Annotated in this window: 21 protein-coding genes; 13 read left to right on the plus strand and 8 right to left on the minus strand. The window is 71.3% G+C overall.

Going from position 1 to position 24,824, the window contains the following annotated elements:
- The first annotated feature begins 155 nt into the window (after positions 1 to 155).
- On the plus strand, positions 156 to 1,316 hold the full coding sequence (locus ACZ7L9_RS06095; RefSeq protein WP_471412971.1) for a serine hydrolase domain-containing protein: 1,161 nt from the start codon (positions 156 to 158) through the stop codon (positions 1,314 to 1,316).
- A 147-nt stretch (positions 1,317 to 1,463) separates the two neighbouring features.
- Here the strand turns inward: ACZ7L9_RS06095 and ACZ7L9_RS06100 are convergent, their stop codons facing one another.
- The gene (locus ACZ7L9_RS06100) at positions 1,464 to 4,058 is read right to left on the minus strand and encodes an MDR family MFS transporter (RefSeq protein ID WP_471412973.1); all 2,595 of its coding nucleotides are present in this window, start codon (positions 4,056 to 4,058) and stop codon (positions 1,464 to 1,466) included.
- Between the two features lie 157 nt (positions 4,059 to 4,215).
- Between ACZ7L9_RS06100 and ACZ7L9_RS06105 the strand changes: the two genes are divergently transcribed.
- From ACZ7L9_RS06105 to ACZ7L9_RS06120, 4 genes are all read left to right on the plus strand, one after another.
- Positions 4,216 to 4,515, plus strand: coding sequence for a WXG100 family type VII secretion target (locus tag ACZ7L9_RS06105; RefSeq protein ID WP_471412974.1), 300 nt, complete (start codon positions 4,216 to 4,218; stop codon positions 4,513 to 4,515).
- A gap of 69 nt (positions 4,516 to 4,584) precedes the next feature.
- The gene (locus tag ACZ7L9_RS06110) at positions 4,585 to 4,881 is read left to right on the plus strand and encodes a hypothetical protein (RefSeq protein ID WP_471412976.1); all 297 of its coding nucleotides are present in this window, start codon (positions 4,585 to 4,587) and stop codon (positions 4,879 to 4,881) included.
- A 31-nt stretch (positions 4,882 to 4,912) separates the two neighbouring features.
- Complete coding sequence (locus ACZ7L9_RS06115; protein ID WP_471412978.1) at positions 4,913 to 5,611, plus strand: hypothetical protein; 699 nt, start codon at positions 4,913 to 4,915, stop codon at positions 5,609 to 5,611.
- A 10-nt stretch (positions 5,612 to 5,621) separates the two neighbouring features.
- Positions 5,622 to 6,872 carry a hypothetical protein gene (locus ACZ7L9_RS06120; RefSeq protein WP_471412979.1) on the plus strand — a complete coding sequence of 417 codons (1,251 nt, stop codon included), beginning with the start codon at positions 5,622 to 5,624 and terminating at the stop codon, positions 6,870 to 6,872.
- Between the two features lie 109 nt (positions 6,873 to 6,981).
- Here ACZ7L9_RS06120 and ACZ7L9_RS06125 read toward each other — a convergent pair whose 3' ends face one another.
- Positions 6,982 to 11,364: an FtsK/SpoIIIE domain-containing protein gene (locus ACZ7L9_RS06125; RefSeq protein WP_471413478.1), complete on the minus strand. Its 4,383-nt coding sequence runs from the start codon at positions 11,362 to 11,364 to the stop codon at positions 6,982 to 6,984.
- 243 nt (positions 11,365 to 11,607) lie between these two features.
- Here ACZ7L9_RS06125 and ACZ7L9_RS06130 point away from each other — a divergent pair, with 243 nt between their 5' ends.
- A complete protein-coding gene (locus ACZ7L9_RS06130; protein WP_471412980.1) occupies positions 11,608 to 12,552 on the plus strand; it encodes a hypothetical protein in 945 nt (314 codons plus the stop codon).
- Positions 12,553 to 12,755: 203 nt separating this feature from the next.
- Here the strand turns inward: ACZ7L9_RS06130 and ACZ7L9_RS06135 are convergent, their stop codons facing one another.
- Both ACZ7L9_RS06135 and ACZ7L9_RS06140 read right to left on the minus strand, forming a co-directional pair.
- On the minus strand, positions 12,756 to 13,337 hold the full coding sequence (locus ACZ7L9_RS06135) for a sigma-70 family RNA polymerase sigma factor (RefSeq protein WP_471412982.1): 582 nt from the start codon (positions 13,335 to 13,337) through the stop codon (positions 12,756 to 12,758).
- A gap of 142 nt (positions 13,338 to 13,479) precedes the next feature.
- Positions 13,480 to 14,262: a LamG domain-containing protein gene (locus tag ACZ7L9_RS06140; protein ID WP_471412983.1), complete on the minus strand. Its 783-nt coding sequence runs from the start codon at positions 14,260 to 14,262 to the stop codon at positions 13,480 to 13,482.
- A gap of 315 nt (positions 14,263 to 14,577) precedes the next feature.
- On the opposite strand from ACZ7L9_RS06140, the gene ACZ7L9_RS06145 reads away from it, so the two are divergent.
- Positions 14,578 to 14,733, plus strand: coding sequence for a hypothetical protein (locus ACZ7L9_RS06145; RefSeq protein ID WP_471412984.1), 156 nt, complete (start codon positions 14,578 to 14,580; stop codon positions 14,731 to 14,733).
- Here ACZ7L9_RS06145 and ACZ7L9_RS06150 read toward each other — a convergent pair whose 3' ends face one another.
- Positions 14,734 to 15,312 carry a hypothetical protein gene (locus ACZ7L9_RS06150; RefSeq protein ID WP_471412985.1) on the minus strand — a complete coding sequence of 193 codons (579 nt, stop codon included), beginning with the start codon at positions 15,310 to 15,312 and terminating at the stop codon, positions 14,734 to 14,736.
- Between the two features lie 537 nt (positions 15,313 to 15,849).
- Here ACZ7L9_RS06150 and ACZ7L9_RS06155 point away from each other — a divergent pair.
- Together ACZ7L9_RS06155 and ACZ7L9_RS06160 are read left to right on the plus strand one after the other, a co-directional pair.
- Positions 15,850 to 16,719, plus strand: a complete 870-nt coding sequence (locus tag ACZ7L9_RS06155; RefSeq protein WP_471412987.1) for an LLM class F420-dependent oxidoreductase — start codon at positions 15,850 to 15,852, stop codon at positions 16,717 to 16,719.
- A gap of 86 nt (positions 16,720 to 16,805) precedes the next feature.
- Positions 16,806 to 18,047, plus strand: a complete 1,242-nt coding sequence (locus ACZ7L9_RS06160; RefSeq protein ID WP_471412988.1) for an MFS transporter — start codon at positions 16,806 to 16,808, stop codon at positions 18,045 to 18,047.
- Here the strand turns inward: ACZ7L9_RS06160 and ACZ7L9_RS06165 are convergent.
- The gene (locus tag ACZ7L9_RS06165; RefSeq protein WP_471412990.1) at positions 18,044 to 18,547 is read right to left on the minus strand and encodes a DinB family protein; all 504 of its coding nucleotides are present in this window, start codon (positions 18,545 to 18,547) and stop codon (positions 18,044 to 18,046) included. The genes ACZ7L9_RS06160 and ACZ7L9_RS06165 overlap by 4 nt on opposite strands.
- A gap of 201 nt (positions 18,548 to 18,748) precedes the next feature.
- On the opposite strand from ACZ7L9_RS06165, the gene ACZ7L9_RS06170 reads away from it, so the two are divergent.
- From ACZ7L9_RS06170 to ACZ7L9_RS06185, 4 genes are all read left to right on the plus strand, one after another.
- Positions 18,749 to 20,038: a sensor histidine kinase gene (locus ACZ7L9_RS06170; RefSeq protein WP_471412992.1), complete on the plus strand. Its 1,290-nt coding sequence runs from the start codon at positions 18,749 to 18,751 to the stop codon at positions 20,036 to 20,038.
- A complete protein-coding gene (locus ACZ7L9_RS06175) occupies positions 20,002 to 20,646 on the plus strand; it encodes a LuxR C-terminal-related transcriptional regulator (RefSeq protein ID WP_471412994.1) in 645 nt (214 codons plus the stop codon). The genes ACZ7L9_RS06170 and ACZ7L9_RS06175 overlap by 37 nt, the downstream gene beginning before the upstream one ends.
- Before the next feature lie 177 nt (positions 20,647 to 20,823).
- Complete coding sequence (locus tag ACZ7L9_RS06180) at positions 20,824 to 22,884, plus strand: MMPL family transporter (protein ID WP_471412996.1); 2,061 nt, start codon at positions 20,824 to 20,826, stop codon at positions 22,882 to 22,884.
- Between the two features lie 203 nt (positions 22,885 to 23,087).
- On the plus strand, positions 23,088 to 23,681 hold the full coding sequence (locus tag ACZ7L9_RS06185; protein WP_471412998.1) for a hypothetical protein: 594 nt from the start codon (positions 23,088 to 23,090) through the stop codon (positions 23,679 to 23,681).
- A 42-nt stretch (positions 23,682 to 23,723) separates the two neighbouring features.
- Here the strand turns inward: ACZ7L9_RS06185 and ACZ7L9_RS06190 are convergent, their stop codons facing one another.
- Positions 23,724 to 24,173 (minus strand): DUF3592 domain-containing protein, encoded by a 450-nt coding sequence (locus ACZ7L9_RS06190; protein WP_471412999.1) that lies wholly within the window; start codon positions 24,171 to 24,173, stop codon positions 23,724 to 23,726.
- Positions 24,174 to 24,193: 20 nt separating this feature from the next.
- The gene (locus tag ACZ7L9_RS06195) at positions 24,194 to 24,778 is read right to left on the minus strand and encodes a hypothetical protein (RefSeq protein ID WP_471413000.1); all 585 of its coding nucleotides are present in this window, start codon (positions 24,776 to 24,778) and stop codon (positions 24,194 to 24,196) included.
- Positions 24,779 to 24,824: the final 46 nt, after the last annotated feature.

The following is a 24,824-nucleotide window of genomic DNA, read 5'->3' on the forward strand; positions in this document are numbered from 1 at the left end:
GTGCCCTAAGGGCTGTGCAGCGAGTCCTGTAGGCGTGGGTGCGCGATGGATCGCACGCTGCGCTGGGCCCTAAATCCCTGGTGAGAGCCAGTGATCCACGCTGTGGAGAGGGGCCGGGCGGCCAGCTGCGGGTCACACACGACAGGGAGAGCCACATGCACCAGCACACTGCTCGTACAGAGAGCGGCCGACCGGGCGCCGAACCAGCCAAGGATGCGGGCGCCGTATCCGAGTCCGCGCCGGCCTCAGGGGCCGAGGGCTACGAGGCGATCCAGCACTTACTTCAGCAAGCCGTGACTCTAGGCGGCCTTCCCGGCATTCTTGCTGAGGTCCGCGACGGCGACCGGCAGTGGTTCGCGACCGCAGGAGTGGCCGACACCCGAACCGGCCGCAAGCGCTCACAGCGGGACCGGTTCCGCATCGGCAGCATCAGCAAGACGTTCGTGGCCACCGTCGTGCTGCAGCTGGCGGCCGAAGGCAGGCTGAGCCTGGATGACACCGCGGAACAGTGGCTGCCCGGCGTGGTCCACGGCCACCACCACGACGGTGCCAGGGTGAACATCAGGATGCTGCTCAACCACACCAGCGGCATCTTCAACTACACCGATGACCAGGAAGCACTGAACCGTTACGAGACACACACCCCCGAGTCGCTGGTGCAGATCGCCGTATCCCATCCGCCCACCTTCACACCGGGTTCGGGCTGGGCGTACTCCAACACCAACTACGTCCTCGCAGGCTTGATCATCGAACGGGCCACCGGCCGCGCGCTCGGCGAGGAGATCACGGAGCGGATCTCCCGCCCACTCGGCCTGACCGGCACGTACCTGCCGCACGGCAACGACCCGACGATCCACGGGTCACACTCCCGGCACTACACGAAGCTGTTCCGGACCGACCCCGGCGCGCCGGTCCACGACGCGACCGAGCTCGATTCATCCATGTTCTGGGCGGCCGGCGGCGTGATCTCCACCGCCGGGGACCTCAACCGGTTCTTCGGCGCCCTGCTGGGGGGCCGGATACTGTCACCGGACCAGCAACGCGACATGTTCACCACCGTGCCGACCCGCGACTGGATTTCCGACGCCGCCTACAGCCTCGGCGTTTCCTCAGTGAGACTGCCCTGCGGCGAAACGGTCTGGGGCATGGGGGGTGCGCTCTTCGGATCGTGGTCCTACGCCTATGGCGCTCGCGGTGGCGAACAGATGGTCACCACCAACGTCAACGGCGACTGGAGCAACGGCGGTTGGGACGACCCCATCGGTATCTTCACCGATCTGCTTCAGGCGAAGTTCTGCCGCCGGAGCGGTACCTGACACCGGAGTCACAGCGTCGGCCGCATCAAGTCGTGGGTGTGGAGCGGGATGGGGCGGTCGTCGCCCCGTCCCGCTGCGGCGGACCGGCCACGGCCGATTCCCGGACGCCGAGACGATGCGGCCGAGGCCGAACGGATGCGGCAACGGTCAGCGGGAGCCGGGGCCACCACGCGGAGCCTCGGCCGTGACCAGCAGGGCGGCGAGCAGGCCCGCCAGCAGCGTGAGGCCGACCGCGCACCAAAGAGTGACGGAGTAGCCGCCCAGGACTGCCCTGTCCGTCTCCCTTACGACGTTGGACAGGGCCGGCGGAAGGCTCTGTCGGCCGAGCAGGATGCCTTTCTCGGCTGCTTCGGTCAAGCCCGCGGGAGCGCCTGACAGGTGATCCAGCCGGGCGGCGACCGCCGAGGCGAGGATGCCGCCGAACAGGGGCGAGGCGGCCCAGTTTCCGGACTGCTGGGCCATGTTGACCATCGCCGAGGTCCCGCCGGAGTCCTGCGGGGTGATCCCGCCGGTCGCGGTGGCGTAGAGCGGCACCAAGGCAAGGCCCAGACCGAAGCCGATGAGGAGAATGCCGGGCAGCACCTGGGTGGCGTACGCACTGTCGGTGTCGAGGCCGGTCAGGAGCGCCAGACCGATTGCCGCCAGCACCAGGCCCGGCACGATGAGGCCGCGGGGCGCCAGTCGGCGGTACAGGCGGGCGGAGACCTGGGTGGAGGCGATGACGACCGCGCCCGCCATGGGCAGCAGGGCCATGCCGACCTGGGACGGGGTGTAGCCGAGGGCGCCCTGCAGGTACCTGGCCAGGACCAGGTGCTGGAAGAGCATGCCCATGCCGATGAAGGCCAGGGCGAGGCAGGAGCCGACGCGGTTGCGGTCCTTGAAGACGTACGCAGGCAGGAGCGGGCTGGTCGTCGTGGTCTGCCACCAGGCGAAGACCAGGAGCAGGACGAGTCCGCCCACGAGGAGGACCACGGACAGGAAGTCGGTCCAGCCGTGCGACTCGGCCCGGCCGAAGCCGTAGACGAGGGCGGCCAGCCCGAGAGAGCCGAACAGCAGGCCTGGTACGTCGAGGCGGGCAGGCGAGCGGACCGGGGTGTCGTGCACCAGGGTGGCCGCACCGATCAGGGCCAGCACGGCGAGCGGGACGCCCGCGTACAGGCACCAGCGCCAGCTCAGAATCTGGATCAGCCATCCGTTCGCGAACAGGCCGATCGCCGTTCCGCCGCCGGCGAGCACCGCATAGATCCCGAAAGCCCTGCCCCGCTCCTTCGGATCGGTGAAGCCGGCCGACACCAGGGCCAGCACGGCCGTTGAGAGCAGCGCGGCGGACGCGCCCTGCAGGACGGTGGCTCCGATGAGCACGCCGAAAGAAGAGGCCGAGCCGCCGATCGCGCCCGCCACCGCGTAGCCGGCCAAACCGGTGATCAACGTCCGTTTGCGGCCGAGGAGATCGGCGATGTGTCCGCCGAGCAGCAGCAGTGCGCCGAATGCCAGTCCGGAGGCGAGGGGCATCGACGTCATATGACGGAGATTCAGATCGGCGTAGATGGCCGGCAGCGCAACGGCCGTGGTCGTCGTGCCGATCAACACCAGCAGTTGCGCCAGCGCTGCCACCCCCAGCCCCCACCATCGTCCGGGGCGCGGGGCATGGGCGTCGGCCGGGGCCGGTGACGCGGGCCAGGCACCGGGCGCCGGGCCCGCGGATGGTGCGAACCCCGGCGGCGCCGGGCGGTGGTCCGCCGGGGTCGTCGGGGTGTACGCGGGGGGCGGGGGAAGCGGCTGGGGCTGCGGGGGACGCTGGGCCTGGGCAGGGATACGCGGGTCCGGCTGCGCGGCGCGTGTCTCCGGGGTGAAGTCCAGCAACTGGGCGGCGTGACGCCCGAGTTGGGCGAGCACCGGGCCGGGCAGCCATTCGCCGTCCTGGTCGGTGGCCGTGCGGGCGGCCACGTCGGCGGGCGTGGGCCGCTGTGCCGGGTCCTTGTGCAGGCACGCGCGTACGAGATCGACGAGTGACTCCGGTACGCCGGTCAGGTCCGCCTCCTCCTCCGCGATCCGGAAGAGGTGTGCGTTCAGGCCGGTTTCCGTGGCGCCGAAGAGGAGGCGGCCGGTGGCGGCGTAGACGAGGACGGCGCCCAGGCAGAACACATCACTGGCCGGGGTGAGTTCGAGGCCGCGTACCTGCTCGGGCGACATGAAGCCGGGGGAGCCGATGAGCATCCCGGTGCGGGTGTGCAGGCTGTCCTCGGCCAGGCTGTCCATGGCCCGTGCGATACCGAAGTCGATCACGCGCGGGCCGTCCACCGTCACCAGCACGTTGGACGGTTTGAGGTCGCGGTGGATCAGGCCCGCCCCGTGGACCGACTGCAGAGCCACTGCCAGGCGGTTGGCGAGGGTGCGGACCGAGTGCTCGGGCAACGGCCCGAAGTCCTTGGCGACCACGGTGGTCAGATCGGGCCCGGGGATGTACTGGGTCGCCACCCAGGGCACCCGGGCCTCGGTGTCGGCGTCGAGCACGGCTGCGGTCCAGGTCCCGCCCACCCGCCGGGCAGCCGCCACCTCGCGGGCGAACCGCTTACGGAATTCCGGGTGCTGAGCGTGCTCGGCCTGCACCACCTTCACGGCCACTGTCCGTCCGGCTTCCGAGCGGCCCAGGTACACCAGGCCCATGCCACCCGCACCCAGACGGGCAATCAGGCGGTACGGGCCGATGCGCGTCGGATCCTCGGTGATCAATTGGTCCACGGCAACAAGGTAGTTGAGAAGCCCGTGATCAGGGCGTCGGCCGCCTCCTTTCGTCACCGTTCCGCAACAGGCATGAACCGCTCCGCCGGGTGCCCCGTACAGCCCGGTGTGCGCGGCTCAGCGACCGCGTCGACCCGAAACGAGAGAAGGAACCGACATGGCCGGCGGCAACATCAGCATCAGCCCGGACGAGATGCGGGAGGCCTCGATCTGGCTGCAGAACCAGAAGGAACTGATGCAGCAGAGCCTCCACGAGGCCAACACCAAGATGGATGAGATGGTCGAGGCGGCCTATGCGACGCCGGGCTCCGAGAGCAAGTTCCGTCCGTTCTGGGAGGAGTACAAGAACGGCACCGAAAAGGCGATCGAGGGCCTGCAGGGCGTCAGCGAGTTCATCAAGCAGGTCGCCGACGCGTTCGTCGACACCGACGACCAGACGTCCGGCTCCATCGGCTGACGTGCCCTCGTGTCCGGTCCCGCCCTTCTGCGGCGGGACCGGGCGGCGGCGGCCGGAGAGGAGGAACCGATGACCCGCATCAGCGTCCCCCTCGAGGACCTGAACGAGACGGTCAAGTCACTTGAGGACATCGGGGATCGGATCAACAACACCGCGCGGCTCAGCGACGTCGGATCGAAGGACGATGTGGGCGATTCGAAGCTCGCCGACTCCCTCGCCGACTTCGACCACGCATGGGGCAAGGGCCACGAGAAGGTGCAGGACAACGTGAAGGTCTTCTCCGAGAACACGAAGAAGATCTCCGAAGCCTTCACGCAGACGGACGACGAGACCGTCAAGGTGCTCGACGACTCCAAGACGACCTGACGACAGCCTGCTGGCAGAAGGGACATGCGTCATGACGCATCCGGTCACGGACCGGGCTACGGGGGCGCCCGCGCACTACAAGCTGCGCTACCCCGGCTCCTGGTGGCATCTGGACCTCGACCCGAGCACCCGGGACGCGTCCATCCGCCGCCGTATCGAGCACCAGGCGAAGGGGGTTCCGCAGCTCTCCCGCGAGAGGCTCGACGGCCTGATCCGCGACACCCGCCGGACCGCCCGCGAGGCCTACGCCCGGGGGGCGCTCCAGGCGGCGGGGATGGTCGGGTTCCCCGGCGGGGACGCGATGCTCAGCGCCACGTCCGTCGTGCTGCGGATGCCCGTGCCGGAGGATCAGTCGGCGGATCTGGCCGAGGTGCTGTTCGGGGCGGGCATGCAGGCCGGGGACCCGCAGAGCAGTGGGTACCCGCCGCGCGAGGTGGATCTGCTGGAGCTTCCGGACGTCGGACCGGTCGGGCGGATCGCCTCGATCGAGGACATCGACTACAAGGGCACGCCGGTGCGTACGGCGCTGCTGCACACGCTGTTCCCGATCCCGAACCGCCGGGAATACCTGCTGGTCTCCAGCTCCACGCCCAATGTGGAGCTCAAGGACGCGTTCTTCGAGGTGTTCGACGCCATCGCCGGGACGCTGCGCTTCGTGGAAGTCAAGAGCAAGGGCACGGCTGTGCCGGCTGCACAGAGCCCGCAGGGCACGGACGAGAACGGAAAGTGAGGGCGCGGCAATGGCGCGGCCAGCGGTGTCCGACTGGGAGACGGTCTTCGGGTTCTCGGACGACCCGACTCCGGGCGATGCGGAGATGCTCGCGAAGCTCGCGGGCCAGTACCGGTCCGTCGCCGACGACGCGGACCAGGCGCTCCCCATCGTCAGCGGCCTGAAGAACAGCCAGCTCGGCGAGGGCAAGGCCATGGACAAACTCCGGAACAAGCTCGGGGACCTGGCCAATCAGGTGGAGAAGCTGCACAGTTCGTACGACAAGGCGGCTCGCGCGCTGGACACCTACGCCGACCAGCTGGGGGACCATCAGCGCAAGGCCGACAACGCCCTGGTCGACGGACGGGACGCCAAGGAGCGGCTGCAGCGGGCCACCGATGCCGCCGCCGCGGCGGGGTCCGTGATCAGCGGCCTGGACGCGGCGGACCCGCCCCCGCCGGACGACGAGGCGGCCCGGCGCAGTGCGCGGCAGGCCATGGAGAATGCCCGGCACGACCAGTCCGTGGCGCAGGGGGACGTCGACAGCGCCCAGCGGGATCTCGACGCCGCCCGCATGCTCGCCGAGGACGCGCGGGAGTTGCGCGAGACGGACGCCTCGACGGCGGCCCGCGCCCTGGACGACGCGACGAGCGAGGCGGTCCCGGGCAAGAGCCTGTGGGAGAAGATCAAGGACATCTTCAAGAAGGTGCTCGGCTTCATCAGCGCCGCCCTGGGCATCATCGCCATGCTCATCCCCGGATTGCAGGGTCTGGGGCTCATCCTGACGATCGCCAGTCTGGTCACCGCTGCCATCCCCTTCATCATGAACATCGTCGACAGTATTCAGTCGGGCGAGTGGGATGTGCTCGACATGGTTCTCAGCGGCCTGGGGCTGGTGCTCGGCGGCGTCGGCCTGATCAAGATCGCCAAACTGGGCGGGATCGCGAGCACCCTCAATTCCGTCACGAAAGACCTCAAGGCGATCCAGGTCAACATCAAGACCGTGATCCCCGCCATCAAGTCGTTCACCGGGTTCAAGAACCCGGGCGAGCTGGTCGCGAACGCGCTGAAGAACATTCCCGGCGGCGTGTTGAAGATGCCGGGCAACGTGAAGCAGCTGCCGGGGATCGTCAACATCTGGACGAAGGCGGCGGGGTGGATCGACCAGAGCTCGAACCTCATCGGAGTGGGCGGCTTCGCCTGGGCGATCAACGGCGCCGTCCCCCACGGGAGCCAGGGCACGATCGTGCACGACCCCAGCTACGTGGAGGGATCGACCTGATCCGGGCCGCGTCCCGTCATGCGTGAGGGCTCCCGCCCCGGCTGTCGCCGGGGCGGGAGCCCTCTGCCGTGGGACCTCAGAGCCGGTGTCGGAACCCCCGCACAGGCGCTCAGCTCCCGGCCGGCGGGAGCACCGTCTCCGGGACCTGGACGGTGCGCAGCACGCCGTCGCCCAGGTGCAGGATCGCCCGCCCCGGGCGGGTCGCGCCCAGGCGGCTGCGGGGCACCTTGACGCCGATCAGTTCGCCGTCGCTCATGTTCTGCGGCTTCAGCAGCAGACCGCACCGGTTGCGGCGGGCCTCGGTGTGCCAGCCGGAGAAGCCGGAGGAGAGCCGGTCGGTCTGCCCGGCGATCACCAGGCCCCGGCCCATCTCGGCGCCGGACTTGGCGATCTGGGTGAGGACGGGCTCGGCCTTCGTCTTGAGCAGCAGGTCGGCGTCGTCCAGGATCACCACGGCCCCCTGCGGCGAGGACGCCAGCGCCTCCTCCAGCGCGGTGGGGTCGATGTCGGACTCGTCGAAGACCGCGAGGACCCCGGGCCGTCCGGCGAGTTGGCGCAACGGCGACCTGGAGGGCGCGCCGACGACGACGGGCGTCTGGACCGACAGCAGCGACAGTGCCAGCGTCGCCAGGACGGTGCTGCGGCCGGAGCGGGCGGGTCCGGCGACGAGGAAGGTCGGCGTGACGGCGAAGTCCGGCCCGAACGCGGTGAGTTCGTCGCCGCCGACACCGGACAGCGCCCACCGTGCGGACGTCAGCGGCTGCGGCACGTACCGGGTCGCCTCCTCCCAGGTGAGCCGGTCCGGCAGGGTGTCGACGCGGAACGGCCGGGTGGCGTCTGGCAGCTGGGCCGCCCGCTCGCGGCAGTACTCGGCGATCTGCTGGAGCGCCACGGCCTGCGCCTGGCCCTCCGGGTTGTCCGTGAGGAGCGCGATCTGCACCTCCGCCTTGTCGGCGGCACGGAACGCGCGGCCCGGCGGGATCTCGTCGGGCACGTTGCGCTGGGTGATGCCGATCATCCCGTATTCGGACTTCTCGTTCAGCTTCAGCACGAGCTTGTCCTCGGTGGAGCCGTTGACCCGGCTGGAGAACAGCGCCCGGTCACCGGTCATCACCAGGTGGATGCCGACGCTCGCGCCGTCCCGGAGCAGGTTCAGCACGGAGCTCAGCAGGTTCCCGGAGTCGTACTCGCCGAGCTGCTTGTCGAAGACCTCCCACCGGTCGATGAACAGCATGATGTGCGGCGGCCGTTCGGCCTCCGGCAGGGCGCGGCGGAGCTCCGGCAGGTCGGCGCTGCCGCGGGCGGCGAGCATCTCCTGGCGCCGGGTCAGCTCCCCGGACAGCCGGGCGAGCAGCCGGGCCACCCGGTCGGGCTGGGTGCGCTGGGTGATGGCCCCGCAGTGCGGCAGCTGCTCGATGGGCAGCAGCGCGCCGTTGCCGCAGTCGATGCCGTACATGTGCAGCCGGTCCGGGGAATGGGCGAAGGCCAGGGTGCCGGCGATGGTGCGCAGCGTCTGCGACCTGCCCTGCCGGGGCGAGCCGATGATGTGCAGGTGCCCGAGCGTCGCCGGGTCGATCACCAGGGGCAGCCGGGCCTGTTGTGCGGGCAGGTCCACCACGCCGTACGCGACGGGCGCGAGGTCGTAGTCCGAGGGCGGGGGCGCCGGCAGTTCGCCGGTGACCAGGACCTCGGGCAGCGGCGGGAGCCAGGGGCTGTGCTGCGCGGGGATGCCCATCTCCCGGTCCGCCTCGCGGATCGCCGCGACGAGCCCGGTGAGGTCGGTCTCCACCTCGGCGGGTACGGCCGCGGCGCGGGGCCGCGGCGGGAGCGGCTCGCCGAGCCGTTCCCAGCCGACCGTCACCGCCCAGGGTGCCGGCAGCGAGGTCGCCGCCGCACCGGGCCGACGGCCGCCGACCCGTCCGGACTGGAACGGCACGAGGGAGTTCTGGCCCAGACGCACATAGGCGCGACCGGGGGTGCCCTGCGAGATCCCGGCGGCCTCGGGGGAGTTGAGGACGTCCTGGCTCTCGCCGGCGTCCGTCACCCGGAGCGCGATGCGCAGGTTGGTGTTGGCGCGGATCTCCGAGGAGACGACGCCGCTGGGGCGCTGCGTCGCCAGGATCAGGTGGATGCCGAGGCTGCGGCCCCGCTGGGCGATGTTGACCAGACCCTTCACGAAGTCCGGCAGGTCGCGCACCATCGAGGCGAACTCGTCGATGACGATGAGCAGCCGGGGCATCGGCTCGCGGCCTGCCGGGTTGCGCTCCAGCAACTCGACGTAGTCCTCGATGTCCTTGGCACCGGCCGCGGCGAGGATGTGCTCGCGCCGGGTGAGTTCCGCCGTCAGCGACACCAGGGCCCGCTCGACGAGGTGGGCGTCGAGGTCGGTGACCATGCCGACGGTGTGCGGCAGGTCGACGCAGTCCTTGAACGCGGAGCCGCCCTTGTAGTCGACCAGGACGAATGTCATCGCGTCCGGACGGTTCGCCACCGCGAGCGAGGCGACCAGCGTCTGGAGGAGTTCGGACTTGCCGGAGCCGGTGGTGCCGGCGACCAGCCCGTGCGGGCCGTCGCGCCGCAGGTCCAGGTGGAACGGGCCGTCCAGGGAGACACCGACGGCCGCGCGGGTCGAGCGGCCCCCGGCCGTCCAGCGCGCCCGGATGCCGGCGGCCTGCGGCGGGTCGAGGGCGAGGACGTCGAGCAGCCGCGCGGAGCCGGGAAGCACCGCGGCCTCCTCGACGGCCCCGCCCGGGTCCCGCAGCGGGCCCATCGCGCGGGCCAGCGAACGGCACCATTCCAGGGACACCGCGTCGGGCCGGATGCCCCCGACGGTGCCCCTCCCGGAGCGTCCCACCCGTACGGTTCCGCCGGGCTCCTCGGCGACGACGGCGTGGCACTCCTCGGGCAGCAGCCTCTCCTCGGCGTCCAGGCAGACCGCGCGGACGCCGACGGCCGGTCCGTCGCGCAGGATCTGCGCCACTCCGGGCAGCGAACGCAGCCTGCGGGCTCCGTCGAGGATGACGAGCACGTCGGGCCCGGCGGGCCGGCTCCGCCGGTCCGCCCGTCCGGCGCGCTCGGCGATCAGCGCGGTGAGTTCGGCGACCCGCCGGGCGCAGGTCTCCGTGCCGTAGCCGATGCTGGCCGGGGTGTCGCCGGACTTCTTGCGCACATGCGGCAGCCAGCGCAGCCAGGACCAGCCGTCCCGGCCCCGTTCGCCGGTCGTCAGCAGATGGATCTGGAGGTCGCGGGGGCTGTGCAGGACGGCGGCCTGGGCGACCGCCCAGCGCGCCACGGCGCGCGCTGCCGGGCCCTCGCCGGCGATGCCCAGGACGTCGTGCTCCCGCAACGGAACGGTCACCGGGACGTCGTACGCGGTCCGTGGGTCCTCGCGGCGGTGTTCGTCCTTCGTCGGGTCCTGGAGCACCACGTCGGAGGCCAGATCGGCGGTTCCGATGCGCAGTTCGAGGAAGTCGGCGTCGGAGGTACGGCGTTCCCACAGACGGCGCCGGGGGCCGACGGCGGTCAGGACGACCTCGGCCGGGTCCGGGAAACCGCGGCGCCGGGCGGTGCGTTCGTCCGCCAGGGCCTTCGCCGCGTCGCCCTCGATGCGTGCCTTCTTCTCCTCGTAGGCGGCGACACTGCCGGAGTGGGTCTGGCGCCCGGTGCGCCGGCTCATCAGATAGTTGCCGAGGATCGCGACCGGGGAGAGCAGCCCGAACAGCAGCATCGACATGCGGCCGAAGATCAGCGCCCCGGCCCCCGCCATCACCAGCGGGGCCGCCGCGGTGATCCACGGGAGCGGCCGGGCGGCGGGCGGGGCGGGCGGGGAGGGCAGGGTGAAGCGGGTGGCGTTCTCGGCCGGCCGCAGCCGCGGCGGCCGGTTGTAGTCCCAGCCGGTGCCGTCCTCCGACTGCTGCACGGCCGCGTCCGGCTTCTGCGGGAGGGCGAGTTCGAGCAGGCAGTCCCCGACGAGGAGCTGTGCGCCGGCCGGCCAGGCGGTCGCCTCGGCGAGGTCCTCGCGGTCCAGTTGCAGGGTGCCGCCGTCCGGCGCGGAGGCGTCGGGCGTGATACGGCAGCGTCCTTGGGGGCCGACCGCCAGGACGGCGAACGGACGGTCCGGTATGGCGCGCAGCACCTGGGCGGTCCCGTCGTGGGCCAGCCCGATCCGGTACTCGCCCATGTCGAGCCGGTGCACGGAGCCCGCGCCGGTCCCGCCGACCGTACGGACCTCCACCAGCCCGTCCGGTTCGGCCGACGCGGTGCCCGCCGGGCGGCCCAGGCCCACGATGGCCGCGTGGTGCAGCGGCGCGTCCCGCAGCCGCATATCGGCGGGCAGCAGCCGGTCGCCGGCGTACAGGCCGAGGCCCTCCGGGGGCCAGTGGACGCCTCCCGCCCCGGCCAGCGCCTCCGCGACAGCGCGCGCGGGCGTGTCGGGGTCGGCGTCGAGGTGGACGTCGAACGCGTCACCGCCCTCCTCGACCACGGTCAACATCAACGACACGAGAACGTCCTCCAGCCGGCGTGAATGGGGGGCCTCGGCAGCCGCACTCGGCGGCTCCCGTGCCACTGACGGGACCTACGGCGCCCGACCGCGGATGGTTCACCCGGCGCACCGGTGAACCATCCGCCGCCGGGCGCCGTAGTCGCCATCGGGTGCACGGCGCAGCAACTGTGCCGCCCTCGTTCTCGACCGTCCCGGCTCCGCCGCCGGGGCGTCCCGACAAGGAGTCAGAAGATGATCTGGTACGTCCTGGCCGTGGTGCTGGGGCTGGCGCTGATCGGGGCGGTGGCCGCACTGATCGTCACCGAGCGACGGCCCCGCCCGCCGAAGCCCGTCGCCGCCTCGGCGGCCGTCGTGGGCCGGGAGGCGCTGGACGTGGTCAACGCGGGCTTGCGCCGGCTGACGGGCGAGTGCCTGCGCTCCGGCCGGTCGCTGCCCGACCTGTACGCCGTCGTCTACTCCGAGGAGCGGCTCGCACTGCTGCTGGCCGGGGCCGAGGAGACCGCCCCCGCGCCCTGGACCGTCGAGGCGGACGGCGAGCGCTGGACGATCTCGCCCGACGATCTGCACCGCCCCGGCCCGGAGGGCGAACCGGCCCTGCCGTACGCGCTGACGGTGACGGTGGGCCTGGACGGACCCGACCGCGTGCTCGTCGACCTCTCCCGGGCGGCGGGGCCCGTCTCGGTGACGGGTCCGGACGAGGAGGTGCGCAGCCTGGTACGGGCCGTCGTCACCGAGGCGCTCGCCGGCCCGGTGGGGGCACTTGCCGAGGTCACCCTGGTGGGATCCCTGGCCGACGGCCGGCTCCTTTCCGGCGACGAGCCGCGGACCTCGCGTCTGCACGACGCGGCCAGCCTGGAGGAGGCGTTCGCCACGGCGGCGGCGTCGGCGGGCACGGGAGCGCCGGAGCCCGGCTCGCCCGACGTCACCCAGATCTACCGGCTGATCGAGGGCAGCAGCCGGATCGCCGTCCAGGGCGAGGCGCCGCATCTGTTCGTCGTGGACGCCTCGCAGCTCCCGCGACGGGAGGGGGCACTGGCCGGTCTGCGGCGCGGGGACGCGCTGCTGGTGCTCGGCGAGGCACCCACGGGGTGGCGCTGGCGTGCCGGTGCGGGCGGATCGCTCGACACCGGACCGCTCGGCCTGGAGATCACCCGGCACGCGGGACGTCTGGCATAAGAGCGTCCGGCAATTGGGGGGTGGAAGAAGGAGCGGGGCCGGGGTGCGTGCATCGCAAGGCGGAGGATTGAGGCAGATGGGGTCTCCCCTGCTCGAACGCAGCTGAGAGCTTGGGGAAGGAGCCATGGTGATTGACGACAACGCCGCGAGGTGCGTGCCTCAGCCCCGTGACGCCGGCCCCCAATTGCCGGACGCTCCAAGCGTCATCCGGCCTCGCGGTCCAGGCCGCCCGCGTACAGCCCGCGGCTGTGCAGTGCCTCGCGCAGGGCGCGGGCGGCGTAGTACGTACGGGACTTGACCGTGCCCGGCGGCACGCCGAGGACCTTGGCCGTCTGGTTGACGCTGCGTCCCAGGTAGTGCACGTGCAGCAGGACCTCGCGCTGTGCCGGCCGCAGGTCCCGCAACGCCTCGATGAGCACCTGGGAGGTGAGGATGTGGTCCACGCCGTCGGACACCGGCAGGTGGGCGAGTTCGGGGTCACCGGTCTCCGGTGGTCTGGCCTGGCGAGCCCGGTGGCCGTCGATGACGAGATTACGCAGCACGGTGAACAGCCAGGGCCGCACCGAATCCGCGGTCGGGTCGAGTTCCCCGGCGTGCCGCCAGGCGCGTATCGCGACTTCCTGGAGGACGTCCTCGGCGCGGTGCCAGTCGCCCTCCAGCCGCCGTGCGGCGAACTGCAGCAACGCGCTGCCGTGGAAGTCGTAGAGCGCTCTGAGGAACTCGTCGGGGCGGGGTTCCGCGGCGTGGGGGCCGGGCATTAGTTCTTCGGTCGTGCTGGCCGACAAGGGCCTTTCCTCTCCGGTCGTCTGCGGGGAAGACGGGTTCCGCCGGCTGCGGGACAACCGGCAGGCGCCGCCGCGAGCCGCCGTGCGCCCGTGCGGCGCCCGTCGGCCTGCGGCGGCGGTGAACTCGCCCCGTCAGCGCCGGTCAGCCCGGTTCGTGAGAGGAAAGCGAGTTCACCTCACGGGACGTCAACTCCCGGTTGTAGAGATGTACGTCGGCGATGTCACCGTTCCAGTAGTCGGTCGCTTTCCCCTCGAACTTGGCGCGTCCGATCACCACAGTGCCAGTGGGTTTCACGCCGTTGGAAGCCACCCTGGTTCCCGCGAGCCGGCCGTCCACGTAGAGCTGCATCCGGTGGTCCTTCTGACTGTACGTGCCGGTCAGGTGGTACCAGCGGCCGGGCTGCGGCTTCTCGGTCTCCGCGATCGTACGGGTACCGAAGAAACTGAAGGCGAAGTTCCCGTCCTGGCCGGAGTACTGGAGGAAGAACGTGCTGATCCCGTCGCCGTCCTGGGACACGGCGGTGCGCATGCCCTTCATGCCCTGGGGGGTGAGGCGCACCCGCGCGGCGACCGAGTAGTCCTTGCCCACGGTGTCGAGCCGGGTGTTGGAGTCCGCGTATCCGCTGGTGCCGTCCAGCCGCAAGGCGCCGCCCTCGGGGCCGTCGGTCCACTGCGTGCCGCCGCTGACCACAGCGTCTTGCTCGCCGGCCTTCGCGGTGCCGGACTGGTGCAGGGGCCACCAGCCGAGGCCCTGCAGCGACTCGGTGCCGCCACTCGGGCTCGCCCCGGCCTGTTCCTTCCCGGCCGGTTTCGCCTCGGCCTGTTCCTTCCCGGAGTCCTGGCCGCGCACCAGTTGGACGACGACGAAGGCCAGCGCGACGGTCAATACGGTGATCGTGGTGATGAGCGGCCATCTGCGCGTCATGAATGTCCTCAGGAGGTGCGGCATAAATGTGTCACCGGCGATTACGCGTCCGATCCGGAAGTGGTTCAGTGTGCACGTAAGTTGTGACAGGCGTGCGAGACGGCGGACCTGTCCGCCCCTGGACGTGCGCCCGTGAGCCGGGAGATGCGGCGACGCCTTGCCCGGGGCAGTGGAACACGGGGAGTTGTGACAATCCCGCGGCGTGGGCACATCGTCCGCCAACCGTTCCCGAGTGTTCACGTCGCGGTCGCCGGCGTCCGCCGTCTTTCCCCTGCCGGGAGCACGGCCCGCAAGTCCTGGCCCGGTGAGGCGACTGTGCCGAACTCGTGTGCGGGCCGGATCAGTTACGTGCCGATCCCGGCCCTGGCCGGCCGTACCTGGCCGCTGGCGTGGCACTTTCCGCCGACGGCGCCCGCAAGGTTCGTCCCCGCCCTGTTGCTGCTGAGCGCGGTGTCCGCGTTGCTGGGTTGATCAGCCGGTCCTGGTGTACGTGAGCTTTTCGCCGGTCTCCGGGGTCTCCCGGCTCAGGGTGCCGTTCGGGAGCAAGGTCAGCGTGGTGGCTTTCCCCGCGGTGCAGGACGACATGGGTTCGCCGACGGCGACGGTGGAAGGCGCGATCTCGACGGATCCGTTCGGGGTCGGTTCCGAGGCCAGGCCCGCCTCGAAGACGCAGTGGTAGGAGCCGCCGTTGTCGAGCGGGCCGTCGGCGGTGAGGGTGAGTACGGACTGGCCGACGGTGCCCTGCTTGATGACGAGTTGCCGGGTGGAGTGGCCCGCGGGGTTGTCGATGGAGCCCGACCAGGTGCCGAGGTAGCCGGCCGGGACGGAGCCGTCGCTGTTCCTCTTCTCGTCGGTCGGGCTCGACGCGGCCGGTTTCGCCCCGGCCTGCTCCTTCCCGGCCGGTTTCGCCCCGGCCTGCTCCTTCCCGGCCGGTTTCGCCCCGGCCTGCTCCTTCCCGGAGTCCTGGCCGCGCACCAGTTGGACGACGACGAAGGCCAGCGCGACGGTCAATACGGCGATTGTGGCGATGAGCGACCATCGGCGCGTCATGGATCTCCCCGGAGGTGCGGCATAAACGTGTTACCGATGATCACGTGTCCGATCCGGAAGTGGTTCAGTGCGCATGCACATTGTGACAGGCCTGTGAGACAGCGGACCTGGGCGCTCCTGGATGTGCGCGGGGAGACGCGGTGGGCCTCGCCCGGGGCGGTGAACCATGGGGAGTTGTGCCGTTCCGGCGGCGCGGGCGCGCCGCCCACCAGCTGTTCCCGAGTGTTCACGCGGCGGTCGCCGGAGTCCGCCGTCCTTTCCCGGGCGTTCATCCGGGTGCGGTGCGGGGCGGGATCTGCGCGTACCCGAGGCCGCGCGGCTGCGTCCGGCCAGCGCGGGCGGTTGACCTGTATGCCTCGCTCGGATGGCAGGGTGGGTGCCGCCTCGCATAGCGTGGCAGCCGGCTGCGCAAGGTGGTCGATCGCGTCGGGCGGGAGACGGAACACCGATGGGAATCCCGAGTACGAATCCGGCTGAACACTCCGGCCGGGGCGGCGGCCTACCGCCCCGTACCCCCTTGACCCGCGGAGGCCGGACGTGAACCTCGGTCTGCACTACTGGAACTACTCGACACCGGCCGACCCCGCCCTCATCGCGCCGACCCTCGCGGAGTCGGTGCGCATCGCCGAGCAGGCGGGGATCGCGTCGTTCACCCTGATGGACCACTACTTCCAGATGGAGACCGGGCAGACCGTCGCCGACGAGCCCATGCTGGAGGGGTACACCACGCTCGGCTACGTGGCGGCGGTGAGCGAGCGCATGACGCTCGGCCTGATGGTCACGGGGGTGATGTACCGGCACCCCGGACTGCTGGCGAAGATCGTCACCAGCCTCGATGTGCTGTCGGGCGGCAGGGCCAGGCTGGGTATCGGCGCCTCCTGGTACGAGCGGGAGCAGTACGGGCTCGGAGTGCCCGTGGTTCCGGTCGCCGAGCGTTTCGAGCGGCTGGAGGAGACGATCCTGATCTGCCTGCAGATGTGGAGCGACGACAACGGCCCCTTCCACGGCCGTCATTACCGGCTCGCCGAAACGCTGTGCGTGCCCGAACCGATCGGCGAGCGCCCGTCGATCATGATCGGCGGCGGGGGCGAGAGGAAGACGCTGCTCCTGGTCGCCCGGTACGCGGACGCCTGCAATCTGTTCGCCACCGGTCAGGAGGAAGTGGCCCACAAACTCGATGTGCTGCGCGCCCACTGCGCCGCGGAGGACCGGGACTACGACGCCATTACGAAGACCGTGATGTACAACGGCCCGGTGCTGGAGCGGCCGGACGTGTTCCTCGCCGACGCGGAGGCGTACGCGAGCCTGGGCATCAGCGAGATCCAGGTGCTGCCGGACCGGCACCCGGTCAGCTTCACTCACCAGATCGCCGAGCACCTCGTGCCTCGGATCGCCACGATCGGTTAGGCACCGATCCGGCGCCCCGACGCTCCACCCGCATGCACCGCCGGAACATCGACGCCGGGCGGATGGGACGGAGGAGACTCCCGACCATGGACACCGGACAACAGCAGTCGGGAGAGGACCCCCAGGACCGGACCGGCTGGTTCAGCGCCGGGGTGGGCAGCGTCGGCGCGGCCAGCTTCTTCAGCGACTCCGGGCACGAGATCGCCACCGCCGTGATGCCGAGCTTCCTGACCTCGACCCTGCACGCCTCGCCCGGCGCGCTCGGCCTGGTCGAAGGGGTGAGCGACGCGCTGACCGGGATCGCCAAACTGGCAGGCGGCCCGCTGGCCGACGAACCGGCGCGGCGGGCACGTATCGCCACCGGCGGCTACATCGGAACGGCCCTGGCCACCGGCGCAATCGGCCTCGCCGCGACGGTCTGGCAGGTCGGCGTGCTCCGTGCGCTGGCCTGGGTTTCGCGTGGATTACGATCCCCGGCGCGCGATGCGTTGCTGGCCTCACTCGTCCCGCGCCGGGCGTACGGACGTGCCTTCGGCGTGGAGCGCACGGGCGACAACCTCGGCGCGGTAGCAGGGCCGCTGCTCGCGGCGCTGCTGATTTCCCTGGTCGGGATCCGGGAAACCCTGTACTTCGCCGCGCTGCCGGGCCTGCTGGCCGCAGTGGCGATCACCGTCGCGGGCCGCGAGGCACGCCGCACGCTCACCGAACCGGCAGCCCGGCGCCGCATCAGCCTGAACATGAAGGAGCTGCGGCGGGCCGGGCTGCCGCGGGCGCTGGTGCCGGTGGCCCTGTTCGAGATCGGCAATGTGGCTGTGACGCTGCTGATCCTGCGCGCCACCCAGCTGCTGCATCACGGCACCCGGGATCTGGCAGCCGCGACCTCCCTGGCCGTGCTCATCTACGCGGCGCACAACGCGTTCGCCGCCGTGGTCGCGTACGCCGGCGGGCACTGGATCGACCGCGCCGGTCCACGTGCCGCGTTCGCCGCCGGAGGAGTGCTGTACCTCGCGGCGTACGGCATGTTCGCCGTCTCCTGGCACGGATGGCCGCCGCTGCTGGCCGCCTTCGTGCTGGCGGGCAGCGGCATCGGGCTGGTGGAGACCGCCGAGTCGACCCTGGTGGCGGGCCTGCTCCCCGACAAGTTGCGCGGCAGCGGGTTCGGGCTGCTCGGCCTGGTGAAGTCGGCCGGCGACTTCGCGTCCTCGGCCGCGGTCGGACTGCTGTGGACGCTGCTCAGCCCCACGGTGGGCTTCACCTACGCCGCCGTGTGGACCGGCGCCTCCGCCCTGGCGGTGTGGATTCTCCGTCCTCCCCGGACAGAACACTAGGTGCCGGTGGTGCCGTCGACGATCTCCCGGATCATGTCGAGGTGGCCGTTGTGCCGGGCGGTCTCCTCGATCAGGTGCAGGACGATCCAGCGCAGATCCGGGTGACGGCCGTCCCTGCGTGGACGTTTGGCCGGCGTGTCCAAGTCGTGGGAGGCGACCAGTTCGCGGTAGCGGGTGGTCCGTGCCTCGTACTGCGACAGCACATCGGCGAGCGGCATGTCCACCGCGATGCGCATCTCGCGGTCGGGGTCCTCGTCCGTCCAGGGGCCTTCGTCCTCACCGCCGAGGAAGGCCACCTCGAACCAGTGGTACTCGACCCAGCTGAGGTGGTTGATCAGCCCGGCGATCGTCATCAGCGGGGAGCCGGGCAGCGGGGCCCGGCGGGCGTCGTCCGGCGAGACGCCCTCGCACTTCGCGCGTGCGGTGTCGCGTACGTAGTCGAGGAAGGTGGCCAACTGGGTGCGCTCGTCCCATGCGGGAGGCGAATCGGTGCGTGTCATCGACGTACACCATGGGCGCTTCAGCGGCCGTTGTCCATCGGATAGTTCGAGGGCGACGGACACCGGCCGGTGAACCCGACGCGGTTGTCCAGGGGGACCTGAGTCCCCCTGGAAATGGGGGACAGGCCCAATGCTCCCGGGGCCGTCCCACGACAGACTGATCTCGCCGGACCAAGAGGCCACTCGCAGGAGGCAGCAGTCATGACCGCACCAGCACCGCCCAGACCCTGGCAGCCGCCACTGCGGGGACTCGCCCTGGTGGCGCAGAAGGTGCCGCAGCTCGCACTCTTCGTCCTGATGGTGATCTCCCTCGTCTACCTCGGGCTCGGCGTGGGCGTGCTGCTCCTGCCGCTCGTCGTGGCGGGTGTACGGAAGCTGGCGAACCGTTCGCGGCGCCTCGCGCACACCTGGTCCGAGGTCAGGATCTCCGAGCCGTACCTTCCGCTGCCGGCCCGCGAGCCGGGATTCGCCGGCCGGTGGCACCGGTGCCGGCACCTGCTCTCCGACCCCGCCACCTGGCGGGACATGCTGTGGACGATCAGCGACCCCGTCGTCGGCACCGTGCTCGCACTGCTGCCCGCGGCGCTGCTGGTCTACGGGCTGGAGGGCCTGGTCTTCCCGTTCGTCTGGGACGACCTCGTGTCGGCCGGTTACGACGACCGCTACGCCGGCCTGATCCGGGTGAGCGGCGAGCGGGGCACGGGCACCTGGCTGATGCCCCTGGTGGGCATCGGGTTCATCGGCCTCGGTGTCTGGGCCGGACCCCGGCTCCTCACCGCCCACGCCCGGTTCACCCGCAAGCTGCTCGGGCCACGCCCCGGGGACGAACTCGCCGCCCGGGTCGGGCATTTGACCCGGACGCGCGGGGCGGTCGTGGACAGTCAGGCGGCGGAGCTGCGCCGCATCGAACGCGATCTGCACGACGGGGCGCAGGCCCGGCTGGTCGCCATGGGCATGAATCTCGACGCCGTCGAACAACTCCTGGACACCGACCCCGAAGCCGCGCGGGCCCTGTTGGCACAGACGCGGGACTCGTCCTCGAAGGCGCTCGGCGAACTCCGCGACCTCGTCAGGGGAATTCACCCACCGGTCCTCTCCGACCGGGGACTGGGCGATGCCGTACGCGCCCTGGCACTGGACAGCCCCCTCCCGGTCGACGTCGTCGTCGATCTGCCGGGGCGGCTGGACGCACCGGTCGAGTCCGCCGCGTACTTCGCCGTCGGTGAACTGCTGACGAACACGGCGAAGCACGCCCGTGCCGGACGCGTCTGGATCGACATCCGGCACGACGACGACGCGTTGCGCATCAGCATGAGCGACGACGGGATCGGCGGCGCGAACCCGTCGGCAGGGACCGGGCTGCGCGGAATCGAGAGCCGCATTGCCGCATTCGACGGCATACTTGCCGTGAACAGCCCCCGGGGCGGACCGACGATGGCGACCATGGAGATCCCGTGCGCATTGTTCTCGCCGAAGATCTCTTCCTCCTGAGGGAAGGCCTGGTCCGCCTCCTGACGGCCCACGGATTCGAGATCGCCGCCGCCGTCGACAACGGTCCCGAACTCCTGGACGCGCTCATCGAGCACCGGCCCGACGTGGCGCTCGTGGACGTACGCCTCCCCCCGACCTTCACCGACGAGGGGCTGCGCGCCGCCATCGAGGCGCGGACCAGGATCCCCGGACTACCGGTGCTGGTGCTCTCGCAGTACGTGGAGCAGCTCTACGCCCGCGAACTCCTCGCGGACGGCTCCGGCGGGGTCGGCTACCTGCTCAAGGACCGGGTCTTCGACAGCCGGCAGTTCATCGACTGTGTGCGCCGGGTAGCCGCCGGAGGCAGTGCGATGGACCCGGACGTGGTGGCGAAACTCCTGGCGGGCAACGCGAGCGACGAACCGCTGGCCCGGCTCACCGCACGTGAGCGCGAGGTGCTGTCACTGGTGGCGGAGGGCCGCTCCAACGCCGCCGTCGCGGGACGGCTCGGCGTCAGCGAGAAGGCCGTCACCAAGCACACGTCGAACGTCTTCACGAAACTCGGCCTGGCACCCTCCGACGACGACAACCGCCGCGTTCTGGCCGTCCTCGCCTATCTGAATTCCTGAACTTCGCAGCCGTACAGGCGCCGCACAGCCATCACGGGCGTGCCGCGCCCGATGAGGCATGACCTCATTCGGGGGAGAGGCCCGGTTCAGGCCTGCCCGCGACGACGCGGAGGCGCCGCCCACCGCGCCCTGGTCGCCGCCCCCCATCCCACACCCACCCCTGGACGAGGAGCCCCCATGCCAAGACCGCACAGCTGGGCCGACCGGCTCGTGACCTCACCGGCCGGAAGGAAGGGAAAGTGGCTGACGCTGATCGCGTGGCTGATCGTCGTCGCCGTCTCCGTGCCGCTCGCCGGACAGCTGTCCGGCATCGAGAAGGACGAACTCACCGTCGAACTGCCCCGCGGGGCCGAGTCCACCGAAGTCGCGGGCCTCGCCGACCGGTTCGCCGACGGCCGGATCTCGCTCGGCATCGTCGTCTACGCCCGCGCCGAGGGGCTCACCGCCGAGGACGAGGCGAAGGTCGCCGCCGACATCGAGGAGTTCGCCACGCTGGCGGCCGGGCCGGTCGGACCGCCCCGGCCCTCCGTCGACGGCAAGGCGCTCACCGCGCTGGTGCCCCTCGCCAAGGAGGACGGCACCACGCTCGCGGACAACGCCAAGAAGGTGCGGGACCGGGCCACGGCCGACCGGCCCGACGGCCTCGAAGCGAAGCTCACCGGCCCGGCGGGCAACTCGCTGGACGCCACCGACGCCCGTGAGTCGACCGGCCGGGCGCTGACCGTCATCACGGTCCTCGTCGTCGCCGGTCTCCTGCTGATCACGTACCGCAGCGCGATCCTTTGGCTGCTGCCCCTCCTCGTCGTGGGCGTCGCCTTCCTCACCACCCAGGCCGTCTCGTACCTCCTCGCCAAGGGCTTCGGCCTGACGGTCGGCGGCGGGAACGAGATCGTGGTGACGGCCCTGCTGTTCGGCGTGGGCACCGACTACGCGATGCTGCTGCTGGCCCGCTACCGCGAGGAGCTGCGGGTCCACGACGACCGGCACCGGGCGGCGCGGACCGCACTGCGCCGGGCCGTACCGGCCATCGCCGCGTCCGCCGCGACCGTCAGCATCGGTCTGCTCTGCCTCACCCGGGCGGACGTCGGCTTCAACTACACGCTCGGCCCGGCCGGCGCCATCGCCATCGTCTGCGGACTCGCCGCGATGACCACACTCTTCCCGGCCGTGCTGGTGCTGCTCGGACGCTGGGTCTTCTGGCCCCGCGTGCCGCGCGCCGGGGTGGCCGTGCCGAACGCCGGCCATCGCCTGTGGGACCGGATCGGCGGCCGGATCTCCCGGCGCCCCCGCCTCGTGTGGATCGGCTCCGCTCTCGTCCTCACCGTCCTCGCGCTCGGCTCGCTCGGCCTGAAGACCGGACTCGACGACGAACACCTCGTGGTCGGCAAGCCGGGCTCGATCGCCGGCCAGGACCTCCTCGCCGCCCACTACCCGGCCGGACAGAGCCGGCCCGCCGAGGTCATCAGCAAGGCCGGCGCCGCCCCCGCGATCGCCGCCGCACTCAAGGGCATCGACGGGGTCGCCGAGGTCGCCCCGGCGGAGAAGTCCACCGACGGCACCCTCGCCGCCACGCGCGCCGTGCTGAAGGACAGCGCGGACAGTGCGGCCGCGGCCCGCACCGTGGACCGGGTCCGGACCGCGGTGCACGCCGTGCCCGACGCCGACGCGCGGGTCGGCGGGCCCACGGCGATGGCCCAGGAGAAGGCAGCGGCCCAGGCCCACGACCGCAAGGTGGTGATCCCGCTGGTCCTCGCCGTGGTCTTCCTCATCCTGGTGGCGCTGGTACGGGCGCTGGTCGCCCCGCTGCTCCTGATGGCGACCGTGGTGCTGTCCTACTTCGCGGCGCTCGGCATCAGCCGGCAGCTGTTCCAGCACGTCCTGGGCTTCCCGGCGGTGGACGTCCAGGTCATGCTGATCGGCTTCCTGTTCCTGGTGGCGCTCGGCGTCGACTACAACATCTTCCTCATCCACCGCATCCGCGAGGAGGCCGGTCACCGCGGCCACCGCGCCGGGGTGCTCGCCGGCCTCACCTCCACCGGTGGCGTCATCACCAGCGCGGGCGTGGTTCTCGCGGCGACCTTCGCCGCACTGACCACCGCACCGCAGGTCGCGTTCATCGAGATCGGTCTCGTGGTGGCCATCGGTGTCCTCATCGACACCTTCCTCGTCCGGTCCGTGCTGGTCCCCGCCCTGGCTCTCGATGTCGGCCGTACGTTCTGGTGGCCGGGCAGACCCTGATGCCGTGGCCGGGGGCCCTGCTCATTGGGGCCCGCCCCTGGGCCCGTGGGCCCAAGCCCGGGCAGGCGGAGCTCATTACGCTCGTACGTGACCGACCGTGAGCAAATCCGACCCGGCGCCCGTCACGGGCGTCCGCCCGGCGCGCCCATACGCACGTTGATCTGCACCCTCCACCTGTATCCGTTCCCTGGGGTGATGTATCGATGAGTAACGGTTTCTTCTACTCGTACCACCTCGGCTGGAGCCGCCCGGACGCGGAGTCGCTCTTCGGCGATCTCGACGCTGCGGGACTGCGGCTCAGCCACCCCGTCACGCGGCGGGTCACGCTCCTCGGCCCCGGGCCCGATCCGTGGGGCACTCCCTCGTGGGTGACCAGGGAACAACTCGTACTCCTGGCCGGCCTGCAACGGATCGACACGGTCGACTTCCTGCTGTGGGTGAACAGCGGAACCGACGTCCCGGCGCGCATCCGGCGGATGGGGGACGGAGTCGTCGCGCTCGAATTCGGATTCGGGCGGCTGACGCGGGACGAGCAGGAGGTGGCCGCGCGGGCGATCAGGGAGGCGATAGGGCGGGCTTCCGTGCTGTGCATCGGCTTCGTCGTCGACCGGGAGGGCGCTTCCGCGGCGACCGACTGGAGCGGAGTCGTCATCAACGGCACGACGTTCTTCGACAGTTGGCCGGACACGCTCGCCGTACGGCACGAAATCGCCGCGACACAACCGCAGTTGTCCGGAGTGGCGTCGTTCGACCAGTCGCCGTGGATGCTGTTCGGGAGCGAGGTCCCCAGCCGTTAGGGCCGTGCCTGGGCAAGGCCTGCCGGGAGGGGCGCCGGCAGGTCAGAGCCACCCTCGCAGCGCCATGAACCCCAGCAGCAGCCCCACCGCGAACACCCCCGGCACGACGGCGAACACCGCGGGCATCATCACCGGCCCCCACGCCCCCGGCCCCGCCACCGTGGCGTGCTTCGCCGGGTCCGCCGGGTCGTAACTGACCCGGACGGCCGCCCCGACCTCGAAGCCGAACGGGCCCGGGGCATGGTCGGTGAACTCGATCTCGCGGCCGTCGCGGGTACGGAAGGCGAAGACGTACTCGGTGACGTAACTCCGGTCCGTGCCCGGCCCCCGGTCGACCGTCCGGCGGTCGGCGCACCGGCCCTCGGCGCGCTCGCCGTGCCGGACCAGCCGCAGCACCCGGCTCAGCCGCAGCGCCGACCGGATGGCGAACGCACCGAGGAGGAGGCCGAACAGCAGCAGGAAGGTGGCCGTGCCACCGGGCAGGATCTGCATGAACGAGCGCCCCTGATCCGCTACTTGACCGTGATCGAATCAACGAACGCGTCGAGGTCCTGCCGGCTCAGCGAGCCCTTCACCGCATTGATCCGGACGGCGAACGGCACGTGCTTCGAATCGACGCCCGCGACCACCACGCCTGTCATCACGGTGCCCGGCGCGGGCGTCTGCTCCTTGCCGCTCGACGTGAACTCGTAGTCGATCCTGCGCGCCTCACGGGCGCTCTCCGCACCCGCCAGCCGTACGTCCGTGGTCTCCTTGCGGGTCGTCCCGAGCCCGATACCGGCACCCGCCGCGGCTGCCGCCTCACCGGCGTCGTCCACGCCCTTGGCGAAGTCGAGCTGCACGGAGACCATGCCGGTGCGCAGCCCGCCCTCCTCCTTGAGCGCCACGGCGGCGTTCGCCTTGGCGCGGTCGGCGGCGGGCTGCTCCTTGTACCCCTTCTTCTCCGGGTAGCCGACGGAGAGGCTCTTGGTGTCGAGCTTCCCCCAGCCCTCCGGGGCCGAGGCGGCCTCGTCGCCGCAGCCGGTGAGCAGAGTGAGACCGATGGCGGCGGCAGCAGCTGCGCCGAATGCCCGGGACATCTTCATCGTCGTCGTCATCGCCTATCGCCTCTTCGTCGTGCGTGCTTGCCGTGCGCGGTGCGGC

The sequence above is a fragment of the Streptomyces sp. NPDC111516 genome, from assembly GCF_055635345.1.